Here is a 15,808-nt window from a genome sequence, read left to right on the forward strand (position 1 = left end):
TAATGCTTAAGCAATCACTTCATTGAACACTTCAACCTTATGTGACTCAACAAGCTCAGGCATAACATTATGGAAATAATTTTGAATATAATCAGTCGCATTATGTTTATCAAATACTGCTCTGTCGGCAAATTTTTCCACAAAGGCCACTTTGCTATCATCATCTAAACTGATATTTAACTCGTAGCGAATACAGCCTAATTCTCGGCGAGTCGCTGGGATCAGCTTAGCAAGAGCTTCAACCAGTAAATCACGTTTACCTTCTTTAGCAACAAACTGAGCAACACAGACGATACGGGTATTATTGATGATAAAATCTGACATTATTTTTCCTTAATACTGATAATATAAATACGCTAATACAAACTAAATAAACTGTTCCTATAGCAGTCTTAAATGACTAGTTATTTTGTAAATTAAGTAGCATATCGATATGCGGTATGCCGTCTTCAAGATACATTTCTGAATTTAAGATAAAGCCCTGCTGCTGATAAAAATCGCTGAGATGTTGTTGCGCGCCTATTTGGATGCTGGTTTGCGGCCACTGAGTTTTAACAACATTAATTGAGCGCTGCATTAACGCATGTGCAATACCATGCCCACGGCCCTTTTCTGCCACAATCACTCGGCCAATACTGGCTTCATCATAACTCACACCTGCCGCTAAAATTCGCGTATACGCAATGAGTTCACCTTGCTGATTCATTCCTAACAAATGCTTGGTTTGCGGTAATCGGTCTTTATCATCAAGCTCGGGATAAGGGCAGTTTTGCTCTACCACAAACACATCGACTCTGAGTTTTAATAACTCGTATAACTGATCAAGGCTAAGTTCATTAAAGCTCAGTAGTTTCCAATGCATTAACTCTTTTAACGACATGTATTATTACCATAAAATTAATAGCTATTAGAGCAGTCTAGCATGATTAAATAGGCTGATTAACCAGTGAATTTCAGACAAAAAAATACCGAGCATAAGCTCGGTATTTTTAGGTTAAATTAGCTCAATTTAGAACTTGTATTTAACACCAACTTTTAACTGCCAAGCAGACTTGTTTACGTCATAGCTATTGTAATTGTCAGTCTCTAACCCATCTTGCCCGTAAGGCACTGAGTAAGTGTAAACACCCGTTTCTGGGTTATAATTATGGTCTACCAACTTCTTACTACCATAGCTTTGTGTTTCTACACGGCCCCAATCATCATTCATCAGGTTAAGTACGTTTTTCACGTCAAAGTATAAAATACCTTTATGCCCATCCATAAATCCTGGTAGTTCCTGAGTGAAACGGAAATCTAATTGATGTACCCATGGTTGGTTACTAGTACCCTTACCTGCAATACCACCTGCGTACTTACTCAGACCGATTTCATCAATCGCCTTCTTGAACTCTTCGTACGTTAAACCGTTATATTCTACTAACGGATCATCCGCGTCCGTTGGTATATAAGGTAGATAGTATGAAGAACCATAAAACGCACTTTGATCCCCGAAACCACCGTCTTTATAAGAACCAAGCACCCAAGTTAACGGGTTACCTTCACGGGCTTCGTAGAACATATTGAAGCTAGATGCATAACCAGCAACAAACTCAGTTTCATAACCTAGGCTAACAGTGAAACGGTGTGGCGTTTCATAGTAACCAGGACCCATAGAGGTACCATTGCGATCAGATTGAACAGGTGTGTATTGGTAGTTAGAAGTGGCTGTTGAAGATGAGCCTTGGTTACCTTCATCTACTGAGTTATATGCATAACTAGCACGCATATTCAGGCCCATATCCCAACTCTTAGCTAAGGTAAAAGATAACGTTTTACTGGTGCCATCTTCTTCGGCATTGGTCAGCATCAAGTCATAACGGTCAGTGTTTCCACCAACACCATTGTTAGCTAATGGGTCCCATGTTTCATAAATGACACGACCACTATCATCTGTTTTCAGTTCACGACGAGCAAGGTCAACCCAAGCTACATCATTTTCTTTTTGGATATATAAGAATTCACCACCGAAGAACCAGTCTTGACCTAGAGCACCGAAGTCCCAGGTGCTATCAAAGCCAATGCTTGCACGCCAATCAGAAGGTAAATCGAAATCAGGATCTAATGAGTTAGTGTTACCATCGCCGCCCACTAAACCATCTTGTGCGTCACTTGGTACATCACCAAAGTCCGGCGTGCCCCATGCGTTATCCCAGCCACCATCATATGTTAGTAAGCTATTACCATCATTTGAGAAACTGTTAGACATCCATACCGTTGGTGAACCACCGCTATAACGACCCACCCCACCGCGCAACTTCACGTCATCTGATAGGATATAAGTTAAACCGATACGTGGCAGCCAGATATCCTTGCCATCAAAAGTAGCATTGTTGGCAAAACCATAGCGTTCAACAAAGTTATCATTCAATGCAGGTGAGTCTGACATGCTGATGGTTTCGTAGCGTAAGCCAAAGGTCATTTCTAAGTCGTCATTAATATTCCAAGTATCCTCAGCAAACAACGCTAAAGTACTCATATTAAATTCTGCTCCTACGTCTGTTGGATTGCCTGACTTTGCATTTGAATAAAAGAAGTCATCAACAATGGCCTGCTCAAAGTCTTCAATTGATTTGAAACTCCAATTACCCGATACGTTTTGTGCGAACAAATTGAATACTTCAATTTTATTGTATTGCACACCAAAGCCTATTTCATGATCACCTAAGTAGTAATCACCAACAAAACGCATTTCTAAATTTTGGTTATTTAGCTCATTAGCTTGGCGTGATTTATCAGTACCAAAGGTAACTTTGTCGCCTGAACCAAAGCTTTTCCATGGTTCATCAGCATTTGGGAACCAGTAAGTTTGTACTTCAACTTGGCCAATACCTAGGTCATCAATGGTGTTTGAGTTTGAAGTGGTATCTTTGTATGCCACTTTAATTTCAGTACTGAAATCTTCAGTCCAGTCGCTGTATAAATTAGCAGCGTACGTCTCTAAGATTTCTTCTTTGTTATACCAAGTGCTTGATAACTTAATGCTGCTTGAGTTGCTTGCTAAGTTGTTAGTTAAGTTACCTTTGGTATTTTGATAAGTAAAACTGGCACGGTGATCGTCGTTAATATTCCAGTCAATTTTAGCCAGAATTTTCTTATCTTCTTCTTGAGGGGTTTTATCGTAAGCACCAATATTTTCTAGACCGTAAATGCTTGCTGCAGCATCTCTCACACGCTGCAATTCGGCTTCTGTAATGTCAGAGTTGTTGCCAAAACCAGCTCCTTCAGGTCCCCATTCAGCAGATTTTGGCGCATCAAAGCTTTCATAAGAACCAAAGAAAAACAGTTTATCTTTGATGATTGGGAAGCCAATGGTGCCTCCAAAGGTTTTTTCTTCGAATTTTTGTTCTACCTTTTCACGAACACCATCTTCATCTGCGCGAGTAAGACCTTCACCAGCCATGCTGTCATTGGTCATTTCGTAAAAAACGGTACCAGAAACTTCGTTAGTACCAGACTTAGTTACCGCATTAATCTGCGCGCCAGTAAAGCCACCTAATCGTGCAGTATAAGGAGAAACATTTAACGCAACACTTTCTACTGCATCAATTGAGATGGGTGAGCGTTGAGTCGGATAACCATTTGAGTTAAGGCCGAAATCATCATTTTGAGAAATACCATCGACAACGAAGGTGTTAAAGCGAGGGTTCATACCCGCTACGCTCATGGAAATACCATCGGTACCCACTACAGCCATTGGGTTTTGACGCAATACATCTTTAAGATCACGACTAATTCCTGGTGCGTTAGCAATTTCTTTTGCACCAAACTCGCTGTTAGCCCCAGCACTGCGGTAGTAAGTAGCATTACCGACAACACCGATACGTTCCATATCAGCTGCAGATTGCAGAGTACGGTTAAAACGTAATGTTTCACCTACGTTTAGATATAAATCTTGCTCTATATCATCAGCAAATTTACCTGAATCAACTTTGATCAGATAAGGACCACCAACACGAAGACCACGAGCAAGGAATTGACCATCAGCGCCTACTGACACTTCAGTGACTGTCCCAGTTGGTTCATGGATGATGGTAATTGTTGCATCTGTTACTGCATTACCTTGTGGGCCAACAATCTGACCGCGGATGTTTGATGCTGTATCTGCTGCCATAGCTGGTAGAGCAACGCCCATAGCAAAGCATGTCGCTAGCGCTAAGCGACTGATTTTATTGTTTAACATTTTCAGACCCCTGAAATATTTTTATATTTATTTATGTACTAGTTAATCTAGCTTTATAAAGAAGTTTGTAGAGTAAAAACTTCAGGCGCTAGTTTATAACCAATTTGTTTCAAAATCATGTCATTGTTGAACTATTTAGCAACAAAACTTAAACTGCGACCGTCAACTTCGCGCAACATCCACAACAAAGCATGAATAACAGCCGCAAAGTAGACTCTTTAGTTACAAAAAATTAATCTGAAAAGTGACTTTCATCATTCGCTGTCTAACCTCATTTAAGTGGTTTACTAGGTCCAAGCTACTTAAATGCCAATGGAATAATAATAATGAAACCTGCTATATTGTTAATCAGTGCCACACTAGCTTTATCTGCTTTTGCCAGCCAACAAGCACAGGCATTTGGCCAATTAGGTCACCGTATTATTGGTGAAATTGCCCAAAATAATTTATCCAAAACCGCTCAAGAAAAGATTAATCAACTAACTCAAGGTGAATCTCTTGCGCAGATGTCGACTTGGGCAGATGAGATCCGTTCAGACAAAAATTGGTATCACTCATCGCCTTGGCATTATGTGTCAATTGACGATGGCAAAACCTGGGACACAGTCACCCGAAACCCGAAAGGCGATATTATTGAACGTCTTGAAAAGTATGAACAAGTGCTAAAAAATGCCACGACTTCTGAACAAGAAAAATGGCAAGCATTGGCTTTTTATGTGCACTTTGTCGGCGATATTCATCAGCCATTACACGTAGGTCACAGCCATGATCGCGGCGGTAATTCAGTTAAATTGAAGTGGTTTGGTGACGACACTAACTTGCATTCAGTGTGGGATAGCAAGCTTATTGAGCATCAAAAATTAAGCTATACCGAATACACAAAATTTATTAGTCGTATTTCAGCAAAAGATATCAGCGACTGGCAAGGTCAAAACTATTATGTGTGGGCGGATGAATCCAAAGCTTTGCGTGATGCCGCGTATGAGTTAGAAAAAAATCGTGATGATCAGCCTGATTTGCGCTTCCAATATATTTTTGATCACACCCCAACTGTGGAGCTAAGAATGCAGCAAGCAGGCATTCGCTTAGCCGAAAAGTTGAATATTATTTTTAGTCAATAATATTAAAGCGTCTTTAAAATGACTTATTTGTTGCGCTAAATTGCATTAATTTTGCAACACAAACGTAAAAAAGAGCCACTAGTCATAGTGGCTCTTTTGTTTTTAATCTCTCACGATTAAATCATTGTTATCAACATAACCTTGCAGGGCATTTATGTCGATAATGAATCATTAACGTTCGAAGTTATGGAACTTGTCGATACCGAATGATTTACCTTCAGCATGACACGTTGCACAAGATTCAGCTGTTGGTTGTGTGTACCAGTCTTCAACGACTTCAGCATCAATCGTACCACCATTTTGTTCCATGTGGTTCAGCGCAGAGTCTGTATTGTGTTCGTGACAAGAGAAACAGTTAGCCGTGATTGGGCTGGCCATTTTAGTCGTATCGCCACCATGGAAGGCTTTAGCACGCATGTACCGATTAGGTACCGCTTCTAAATCAATACCTTCAGCATGACAAGACACACAGTTATCAGCGTTCAAGCTAGCAGCAGAGTTTTCAACATTATTACCGTCTTCATCTACTTTACTACCAGATAGCGCATTACCGATACCCCAGTGCATGCTGTGAACCATAGGGCCAAAGCCTGGAGCAGAGTTTTTAGAGCTACGATCTTGACCATTGTTATGACAAGCAACACAATCTAAGCCACCTTCAACATAACTACCATTTTTGTGGTAGTTAGTTTCGTTGTTATGACAAGTTGTACAGCTATCAGTTGTCACAGCATGACGACGGTCATAGTCGGTCACGTTATTAAGGTCTGCAAGCTCAGTAACTGGCGAGTAACTAGTGAAAGATACGCCATCATAGCCAGCATCTTCACCAAGATTGAAAGTAACACGAGAGCTTGCCATGATTTGCGGCGTTTGTAGATCTAAGGTTTCGTGACAGAAGGTTTTGCTGCCGTCGCCTTTATAAGACGTTTCATAACTACGTGATTCACGGCCAACGATAGACTTGTTGTTGTAGCCATGAAGATAAGTACTTGCGTAACTTAAAGTGCCAGTTCCATCTTCAGCATATAATGCTTCGATATCTAGCATTTCTTCGCCTTTGAATAAAGTCAAATCAGTACAGTAATTACCAAGATCATTCATGTAGATAGCTGAAAGTGAAGTGCTATGTTCTGCCCGAATAGTTGCGCGTTCAGTAATACCTGCAGCTTTAGCGTGTAGTTCACGGGCATCAAAATCACTATTAGCTGATAATAAAGCCGCTGACTCTGACATATCAGTCGAGTGACAATCGCTACAACCATTACCAGCAATGCTAGTGTTCATCACTGGCTCAGCGTGACAGGTATAACAATTAGTTACAGCGAAGTCTTTTTCAAAACCTAATACTTCTTCGCCATCTTTAGTTCGAGTCACATGATTGATATGACCAATTTTTTGCAATGTATTGGTTGCATAACCACCGTTTTCTTCAGCGCGAGAAACGTTGTTATGACACACCATACAACCACCGACTAAATCTACTTCGCCATCAGCATTAATTGCTGTGTAGCTAGGGTGTTTAAGGTGTGATGCTGCATAGTCAACGTGACATGACTGACAAGCTTCAGTCGTTGTTGTATGAACCATATCAGCTTTAGCAACAACCATAGGTTGTGAGCGTGCGATTTGAGTAGAACTATCACCGCCAACACGTAGCCAAACAATACCTTCTGAAGCAGTTGTTACTGCAGGCATAGGCGCAATGAACTCATAATGACCATCGCCAAGCGCGTTTAATACTGCACCTTCTTTAGTTGTATCAGTATAACCGCCGATAGCACCGTCACGGTTCATTACTACGCCGTTTTCAGTTTTCTCAGCAAATTTAGCTTCAGCTTTCGCTAAACCATTAACTAATTCACCGTCTTCATTTGTCACTTCAAATTCATAGCGAATTTGACCTTCTTCTAATGAATGACCAATCATAGTAACAGTGGTTACTTCACTGACTTCTGTCACTGGTGGATTAGGACCTGGACCTGGTTCACCTGGTGCGCCATCTTGTCCATCTTTTCCATCGTCAGCACAACCCGCAATCCCCATTGCTGCTGCGATAACGAATGCTAATTTGCGTTTCGTTAAATGTTTCATCATCATCACTCCGATTGTTAGTACCACTTAATGGGTACGGAGCGCATACTAAGTAGGTAGCATGCAGGAATGAGTGATTAAGTTCACGAATAAACAGTAACCTAACAATAACGATGTTATTTAAAGTTAAAGTTTGAACCCGATCTCATTAAGCATTTACTTATATTAACAATTAAAACCTAAGCGCTAACTTAACAAACTAAAAGCAACAAACTAGGTTACAGGGTGTATCAGTAATTTAGACAAGCCTACTATTGATAACTAAATGACACAGAAGCATAAAAAAGGCCCTTCAAGGGCCTTTGTGGTTTATAAGGGACAATCAAAGCTTATGAACAGCAATCTCGTTTTATGTTCATTTTAGGCAGTTTATCCCAAACGACTTTTGCCATTAGTACCGCTAACACAATGCCAGAACTTAGCACTAACCAGTGAGGGAGTAATTCATGGTGTTCACCAATTTGCGGCATCACTACAAAGCCAAACTCAGCCACAAGATAGTTAACCAATATCCCTGCAACCAAAGCCACACCTAATACCCCGCCCAGGTAACCAAACAAGGCGCGTTTACCTAACTCTTTTGCAACCACACCTAATGTGGCGATATTAGTCGCAGGCCCTGCCATCATGAATACCAGAACTGCCCCCGGTGATACCCCTGCTAACAACAAGCCTGCCGCTATCGGTGTTGATGCGGTGGCGCAGATATACATAGGCACTGAAATTAACACCATGACTAGCATAGCGAGAATGCCATCACCCCATTTTGCTAAAAAGTCAGTCGGCACATAGGTTTGTACTAACGCAGCAAAGAATAATCCGACTAATAACCACAACGTCGTATCTCGCACTAAATCGGTTGCGGCATACTTAAGTCCAGTGAAGATACGAGACAGAATAGTTTCTTGTTTAAGCTCGGTCGCCATGTCTTGGGTTGATGCACAGCAGCTTTCTTCAGTAGCAGCAGACGTTGTCTCACTTGAACAACATCCACTTTTCTCTTCTTTAGCGGCCTCTGACTTGCTTGAACAGCAACTTGTAGCCTCAGCCTTAACGGATTCAGACTTGCTCGCACAACAACTCGACGCCTCAGCCTTAACGGATTCAGATTTACTCGCACAACAACTCGCTGCCTCAGCCTTAACCGATTCAGACTTGCTCGCACAACAACTCGACACCTCAGCCTTAACGGATTCAGACTTGCTTGAACAGCAACTTGTAGCCTCAGCCTTAACGGATTCAGACTTGCTCGAGCAACAACTCGCTGCCTCAACCTTAACGGATTCAGATTTACTCGCACAATAACTACTGGCTTTAGCGACTGGCACTGATTTTACAACAGCGGCACTCATTGGCTGCATCACTGATGCATTAGCAGCAGGCTTCATCGTCATCGCTGTTGTAGTTGCGGTATTAGTTGCTGTATTAGTAGCAGCATCGTCTTTAACTTCGCTGACGACCTTACCATCGTCATCATCACGACCGACTAATAAACCCGCCACAATGGCGCTGGTGATCGCCGCTATCGGACGCACAATGGCCATAAATGGCCCTAACAACACATAAGATACCGTAACCGAATCCACCCCAGTTTCAGGCGTTGATACTAAAAATGAGGTTGTAGCCGCTTTTGATGCGCCAGAGCGACGCAAACCCACTGCAGCAGGAATAACCCCGCAAGAACATAAAGGTAACGGCGCGCCAATCACAGCTGCTTTAACTACTGTTTTTAAGCCGTGACCACCAAGTTGTTTTTGCATCCATGCCATGGGCACAAACACTTTCAACAAACCGGCCAACACTAAGCCTAATAATAGCCACGGAGCGGACTCTAAAAATAACTCTAAAAAATTGCTTAATAACATAATGCGCTCCTAACCTTGAGGCTGCTTTGCTGTATGACGTTGCTGTTCAGCTTTTGGATTTAATTCTTTATCTGTTGACTCTAATGCTTCTAAAATTGAGCAATGTTCAGCGCTTTCAGGGCCGCCGCAACAGGCCGCTGATAATTTGCCCAATGAGTTAGCAAAATTGGCGAGCTCGGCCATCTTGTCTTGTACTTGTTTAAGCTTTGAGTCCACCAGCCCTTTTACATCGGCACATGCCCAGTTGGATTTATCTAACTCAATGGATAACAACTCGGCAATGTCATTCAAACTAAAGCCCACCGCTTTGGCGCGAATAATAAAACCTAACTTGGCAGTATCATCCTCATTATAAAGTCGATAGCCCGCATCAGAGCGGCTAGAGGGCGCTAATAAACCGTGTTTTTCATAAAACCGCAGCGTGTCAGCTTTAACATTAAACAGCGCCGCGACTTCACCTATTCGATACATAAATTCACCATGAGTAAGATAAACATTCTGATGCAATACACAGATAATCATTACGAGTATAAGTATTACTATAAACCTTAGAGTTAAATCCAAGGTCAAGGCTTTTATAGAATAAAATTTTGTGAGTAACTTTGTTCTTATTTCAATATTGTGAAATCGCGCAGAAAAAACACCCTATATGGTGCTTTTGCGATAAAATGCGCGCGCCCTGTCTATAGGCAGCAACCCCCTAACAAGTAAAAACATTAAGGGAATTTTGCAAAGCAGAGCCATGTCGATGTCTGCTTTGTTTTGCCAAACTTCCTTAAAATAAATAGTGGACACTGTACCTACATGAATACTGTCAGACCTATTCGTCGCGCACTGCTAAGTGTATCTGATAAAACTGGAATGCTTGAGTTTGCTAAAGCACTTCACGAGCAAGGCGTAGAACTACTTTCTACAGGCGGAACAGCCAAATTACTTGCTGACAATAATATTCCTGTCACTGAAGTATCTGACTATACCGGTCACCCTGAAATCATGGATGGTCGTGTTAAAACATTGCATCCAAAAGTACACGGCGGCATCTTAGCCCGTCGCGGTATTGATGAAATCGTAATGGAACAAAATGCCATTAAACCCATCGATTTAGTTGCGGTTAACCTTTACCCATTTGCTTCTACTGTGGCAAAAGAAGGTTGTACGTTAGCTGACGCCGTTGAGAACATCGATATCGGTGGCCCGACCATGGTACGTTCTACTGCGAAAAACCATAAAGACACCACTATTGTTGTTAACGCCAGTGACTACGATCGCGTGATTACAGAGATGCAAGCAAACAACGGCAGCACCACCTTAGAAACACGTTTTGATTTAGCCATTGCCGCATTCGAACACACTGCCGCTTACGACGGTATGATTGCTAACTACTTCGGCACTATGGTGCCTACACACAGTAAAGATGAGTGCCACGAAGATTCTAGCTTCCCACGCACGTTCAATACTCAGCTGATCAAAAAACAAGATTTACGCTACGGCGAAAACAGCCATCAAAAAGCGGCTTTCTATGTTGATAGCAACATTGATGAAGCATCGGTTGCAAGTGCAACACAATTGCAAGGTAAAGCCCTGTCATACAACAACATTGCAGATACTGATGCTGCGCTAGAGTGTGTGAAAGAATTTGAAGGCCCAGCTTGTGTCATCGTAAAACATGCTAACCCTTGTGGTGTGGCCCTAGGTAACACGATCCTTGAAGCTTACGATCGCGCATTCAAAACTGACCCAACATCAGCTTTTGGTGGCATCATCGCCTTTAACCAAGAATTAGATGCTGACACCGCGAAAGCCATTGTTGATCGTCAATTTGTTGAAGTGATCATTGCCCCTAAAGTTAGTGCGGCAGCACGCGACATCGTTGCCGCTAAAGCCAACGTGCGATTACTCGAATGTGGTCAGTGGAATACTAAAACCACTACTCAAGATTTCAAACGTGTTAACGGCGGCTTATTAGTTCAAGACCGCGACCAAGGCATGGTTGATGTGGCTGACGTTAAAGTGGTATCAAAAGTGCAACCAACCGCCGAGCAGCTAACTGACTTAATGTTCTGCTGGAAAGTGGCTAAGTTCGTTAAATCTAACGCAATTGTTTACGCAAAAGATGGCATGACTATCGGCGTCGGCGCAGGCCAAATGAGCCGCGTTTACTCAGCAAAAGTTGCAGGCATTAAAGCGGCAGACGAAGGTTTAGTGGTTGAAGGGTCAGTGATGGCATCAGATGCCTTCTTCCCATTCCGTGACGGTATCGATGCAGCAGCTGCGGCTGGTATCAGCTGCATCATTCAGCCAGGCGGTTCAATCCGTGATGAAGAAATCATTGCAGCGGCAGATGAGCACGGCATTGCCATGGTATTTACTGGCATGCGTCACTTCCGTCACTAAAACGCCAACACCAATGACTTAACTTAAGTCATTGGTGTTTTATAATTTAGTTTTTATCATATTAGAGCCAGCCATTGTTTCAAGTTCAATGAAAGTAAGCGCAGCTTATAAGCATAAGTGAGCATGCTTGAAGCAGAAATTGAGACCATGGACTTTTTAAGCATATTAGAGCAAGCCATTGTTTCAAGTTCAATGAAAACACGCGGAGCTTATAAGCATAAGTGAGCATGTTTGAAGCAGAAATTGGGGCCATGGACTTTTTAAGCATATTAGAGCAAGCCATTGTTTCAAGTTCAATGAAAACACGCGGAGCTTATAAGCATAAGTGAGCATGTTTGAAGCAGAAATTGAGACAATGGACTTTTTAAGCATATTAGAGCAAGCCATTGTTTCAAGTTCAATGAAAACACGCGGAGCTTATAAGCATAAGTGAGCATGCTTGAAGCAGAAATTGAGACCATGGCGCAGCTATAAGAGGATTAAAAGATGCAAGTATTTGTTATTGGTGGCGGCGGACGCGAACATGCGTTAGCTTGGAAAGCAGCACAATCACCACAAGTTGACACAGTATTTGTTGCACCAGGTAATGCTGGTACAGCCTTAGAGCCAAAACTAGAAAACATCGACATTAAGGTTGAAGCAATTTCAGAGCTGGTTAAATTTGCTCAAGATAATAAAATTGAACTCACCATTGTTGGCCCAGAAGTACCATTAGCACTTGGCGTAGTGGATGCCTTTAACGAAGCAGGTTTGCCTATCTTTGGTCCAACTCAAGGCGCTGCACAGCTTGAGTCTTCAAAAGCCTTCACTAAAGACTTTTTAGCACGTCATAACATCCCAACAGCTGACTACTCAAACTTCACTGAAATTGAAGCAGCAAAAGCTTACTCAGTTGAGTTAACCAACAAAACAGGTTTCCCTGTGGTGATTAAAGCTGACGGCTTAGCAGCGGGTAAAGGCGTGATTATCGCGGCAGACCAAACTGAAGCTGACGCCGCAATCGAAGACATGCTAGCAGGTAACAAGTTTGGTGAAGCAGGTTCACGGGTTGTTATCGAAGAATTTTTAAAAGGTGAAGAAGCCAGCTTTATCGTAATGGTAGATGGTAAAAACATTTTAGCAATGGCCACCAGCCAGGACCATAAAGCCCGTGATAACGGCGATAACGGCCCTAACACTGGCGGCATGGGTGCATATTCACCTGCACCAGTAGTGACCCAAGTTGTTCACGACTGGACCATTGCTAATGTTATCCGCCCAACGGTCGACGGCATGGCAGCAGAAGGCAATGTTTACACCGGCTTCTTATACGCAGGCTTAATGATTTCTCCAGATGGCAGCGCAAAAGTACTTGAGTACAACTGCCGCTTTGGCGACCCAGAAACGCAGCCAATCATGATGCGTCTGCAATCAGACTTAGTTGAGCTTTGTCTAGCCGCTACCCGGGGTGAGTTAGATAAAGTGACAGCTGAATTTGATTCACGCGCAGCAGTCGGTGTTGTACTTGCAGCAGGCGGATACCCAGATGCTTACCGTAAAGCTGACGTGATTGACGGTTTATCATTAGGTGATAACAACGCCAAAGTATTCCACGCTGGCACCGCCATGAAAGACGGCCATGTTGTCACTGCAGGCGGCCGCGTTTTATGTGCCACAGCACTAGGTAACACTGTGACAGAAGCACAAGCTAGCGCATACAAGCTAGTCGATGCTATCCACTGGGATGACGTCTACTTCCGCACTGATATTGCCTACCGCGCTATCGCACGTGAGCAAGATAAAGGTTAATTTTTTTAGCCTAATGCTGAATTAAAAAAATCCCTGTGATGGCAACTAATGCCAAAAGTCACAGGGATTTTTGTTTTAGCGTTCAAAATTCAATTCCATTAAAGTATTAGGAGCTTATTAAACTATTTATCTTCCTTTACTAAAGGCACCGCCGAGTGTTTGCTTAAATTCAAAATCAACACCCCAACCAGTATGGCGATAACAATCGAGATTAAACGGGTAAATTCAGACGACAGTGAATCTGCCGCTTGGTGCTTAATGATTTGATACGTTAATACGATAAAATTAGTAAACAATAACTGGTAAATACTAAAGCGACATTGTCGACGAATGCCAAAGCAAGCTAACTGCAGCCCGCAAAATAACGTCACCCCAATTAACATCCAAGTTGAAACCCCAAAGGCAAACAGTAGCATCACAGGTAAGGTAAATAAGATCCCAGTGGCGGTGGTGACAATTTTATTCTGGCTATAAATACGATGATCATTCGAGATAGGAATTTTAATCAAACTGCCAATGGTGATGGCAATCAGCATGGTTTGCGTACTGCCAATACTGATAAGTACCACCAGCGTAATACACATGGCGGTGGCTTTAAACATGATAAGCCCAATGTTAGTTTGCGCCCCTTCTTTAACGGTTTCATCCATTAAAATATCTTGCTCATCACCTGGGAATAATAAAAAACTGATGTAGGTGATAACGATGGCAATTAAAAAGGCTTCAAACATCAACCAAGGTAACACGTCCACTGGCGCACCCATTTGGAAATTCATCACTGTCATGATAATCACCACCATTAAGGCTAAGGTGGCAAGCATATCTTTAGGATCGTGATGACTGCGGTAAAAGCACCAAAAAAATAATCCCCAGCAAAATAGCGCATAACCTGTGGGAGTGTCTTTTAACACCCCAGCAAGAAACACCAATATAAAGCTAAGAAAGAATAATATGATAAGCAGTTTAAGTAACATACTCATAGGCGGCTTTGATGGCATGATGGTTAAAAATATCACCACAAACATCGGCGCTAAAATAGGCATAGCCGCCCCAGAGTATTGCAAATAAAACAGCAAAAAGACCGGGAAAAATACCAGCCTGATGATCGGATTCACCGCATTACGAAACATAGGTCCACACGCTCACAACTCGGATCCAAATTTTAGCTAACCATTCGCCAAAGCTGCTTTGCTCTGTAAAAAAGGCAACGGTAGCTTGGGAGCCATAACGAATGTTTTGCGGTATATCATCGTTTTCAAAAACAATGTTAACCGGATAACGCTGGGCATTTAACGAAGTGGTATCTGCGGTTAAAAAGCCTGTTGCTTGGTCAATATTATTACTGCCACCAGTCCCCCAACCTATGCTATCGACTTTGCCATTCAACACCCTCCCTGGCAGTGCATCGAGCACAATTTCAACTCGTTGCCCCTCACGAATATGCTCTAGGGAGTTTTCTCTAACCAGTGCTGAAATCCAAATACCGCGGGGATCAATAAAGGTCAGCATCGGCGTGCCAACCGTGGCTCTTTGCCCTAGAGTAAGTTGTAAATTGGTCACGACACCTTGTGAAGGCGCAATCACTTCGGTGCGCTGTAAGTCTAGCTGCGCTTGCTCAAGGTTGGCCATGGCCGCCAATAACTGCGGGTTATTTTCACCCTGTGGGCCTAAATTTTGTTTGGCTTGTACTAATGAGGCTTCTGCGGCGTTATAACTGGCTTGGGTTCGATCTCGAGACTCAATTGCATTGTCTAAATCAGATTGGCTTAATACCCCCTGCGCTGCTAACTCGGTGATCCTTACCGCTTGCTCTTTGGCGTTATTGCGAGCTGCTAACGCATCAATCACATTCGCTTGAGCAACTTCAACTGCTGCAGTATTGGCGCCAATACTTTGCCCTGTGATAGCAAGGTTAGCTTGGGCTGACTGTAAGGCAATTTGATAGTTGCGTGGGTCGATTTTAAACAGCACCTCACCCGCTTCTACCACTTGGTTATTTTTGACATTAACATCAACGATATTACCAGCCACTTGGCTGGCAACTCTCACCAAATAGGAATGGACTCTCGCATCGCCTGTCATAGGGGTGACTCTATCGGCCCATAGGCTATACAACCACACAAACAGGATCACGCCGATAATATAAAAACTTAACTTACGAGATGATTTTTCCGCTGCGGACATGGCATTAACTCTCTTACTGATGATGAAATAGTGCTGAAATAGTGCTGAAACTGAACTCTAAGCTCTCAATAATACAGTCTAGGATATAAGCAAAAATACACATACAAGTATTTGTAAGAATGATAAAAATTTATTCATAC

The 15,808-nt window shown here is 42.5% G+C and carries 11 protein-coding genes; 3 read left to right on the top strand and 8 right to left on the bottom strand.

The features are described from left to right. Nucleotides 1-6 precede the first annotated feature (6 nt). The 3 genes from BCU57_RS16570 to BCU57_RS16580 all read right to left on the bottom strand — a co-directional run bounded on the left by BCU57_RS16570 (nucleotide 7) and on the right by BCU57_RS16580 (nucleotide 4,222). Nucleotides 7-324, bottom strand: coding sequence for a putative quinol monooxygenase (locus BCU57_RS16570; RefSeq protein WP_102436932.1), 318 nt, complete (start codon nucleotides 322-324; stop codon nucleotides 7-9). 76 nt (nucleotides 325-400) lie between these two features. Continuing rightward, nucleotides 401-880, bottom strand: a complete 480-nt coding sequence (locus BCU57_RS16575; protein ID WP_241903472.1) for a GNAT family N-acetyltransferase — start codon at nucleotides 878-880, stop codon at nucleotides 401-403. Between the two features lie 129 nt (nucleotides 881-1,009). Next, nucleotides 1,010-4,222 carry a TonB-dependent receptor gene (locus tag BCU57_RS16580; protein WP_102436934.1) on the bottom strand — a complete coding sequence of 1,071 codons (3,213 nt, stop codon included), beginning with the start codon at nucleotides 4,220-4,222 and terminating at the stop codon, nucleotides 1,010-1,012. 326 nt (nucleotides 4,223-4,548) lie between these two features. On the opposite strand from BCU57_RS16580, the gene BCU57_RS16585 reads away from it, so the two are divergent. Continuing rightward, complete coding sequence (locus tag BCU57_RS16585; RefSeq protein ID WP_102436936.1) at nucleotides 4,549-5,343, top strand: S1/P1 nuclease; 795 nt, start codon at nucleotides 4,549-4,551, stop codon at nucleotides 5,341-5,343. A 171-nt stretch (nucleotides 5,344-5,514) separates the two neighbouring features. Here BCU57_RS16585 and BCU57_RS16590 read toward each other — a convergent pair whose 3' ends face one another. The 3 genes from BCU57_RS16590 to zntR all read right to left on the bottom strand — a co-directional run bounded on the left by BCU57_RS16590 (nucleotide 5,515) and on the right by zntR (nucleotide 9,773). Then, nucleotides 5,515-7,443 (bottom strand): multiheme c-type cytochrome, encoded by a 1,929-nt coding sequence (locus BCU57_RS16590; RefSeq protein WP_347231994.1) that lies wholly within the window; start codon nucleotides 7,441-7,443, stop codon nucleotides 5,515-5,517. Nucleotides 7,444-7,766: 323 nt separating this feature from the next. Then, the gene (locus tag BCU57_RS16595) at nucleotides 7,767-9,302 is read right to left on the bottom strand and encodes an SO_0444 family Cu/Zn efflux transporter (protein ID WP_413211462.1); all 1,536 of its coding nucleotides are present in this window, start codon (nucleotides 9,300-9,302) and stop codon (nucleotides 7,767-7,769) included. A 9-nt stretch (nucleotides 9,303-9,311) separates the two neighbouring features. Then, nucleotides 9,312-9,773, bottom strand: a complete 462-nt coding sequence (gene zntR, locus BCU57_RS16600) for a Zn(2+)-responsive transcriptional regulator (protein ID WP_102436938.1) — start codon at nucleotides 9,771-9,773, stop codon at nucleotides 9,312-9,314. Nucleotides 9,774-10,106: 333 nt separating this feature from the next. Here zntR and purH point away from each other — a divergent pair, with 333 nt between their 5' ends. Further along, nucleotides 10,107-11,696, top strand: coding sequence for a bifunctional phosphoribosylaminoimidazolecarboxamide formyltransferase/IMP cyclohydrolase (gene purH / locus BCU57_RS16605; RefSeq protein ID WP_102436940.1), 1,590 nt, complete (start codon nucleotides 10,107-10,109; stop codon nucleotides 11,694-11,696). Nucleotides 11,697-12,182: 486 nt separating this feature from the next. Beyond that, complete coding sequence (purD, locus tag BCU57_RS16610; RefSeq protein ID WP_102436942.1) at nucleotides 12,183-13,484, top strand: phosphoribosylamine--glycine ligase; 1,302 nt, start codon at nucleotides 12,183-12,185, stop codon at nucleotides 13,482-13,484. A gap of 122 nt (nucleotides 13,485-13,606) precedes the next feature. On the opposite strand, the gene BCU57_RS16615 is transcribed toward purD, so the two are convergent. Both BCU57_RS16615 and BCU57_RS16620 read right to left on the bottom strand, forming a co-directional pair. Next, a complete protein-coding gene (locus tag BCU57_RS16615) occupies nucleotides 13,607-14,614 on the bottom strand; it encodes a DUF2955 domain-containing protein (RefSeq protein WP_102436944.1) in 1,008 nt (335 codons plus the stop codon). After that, nucleotides 14,604-15,668, bottom strand: a complete 1,065-nt coding sequence (locus BCU57_RS16620) for an HlyD family secretion protein (protein WP_102436946.1) — start codon at nucleotides 15,666-15,668, stop codon at nucleotides 14,604-14,606. The genes BCU57_RS16615 and BCU57_RS16620 overlap by 11 nt, the downstream gene beginning before the upstream one ends. Nucleotides 15,669-15,808 lie beyond the last annotated feature (140 nt).

This window comes from Shewanella sp. 10N.286.48.B5 (assembly GCF_002874355.2).
Taxonomy (GTDB): Bacteria; Pseudomonadota; Gammaproteobacteria; order Enterobacterales; family Shewanellaceae; genus Shewanella.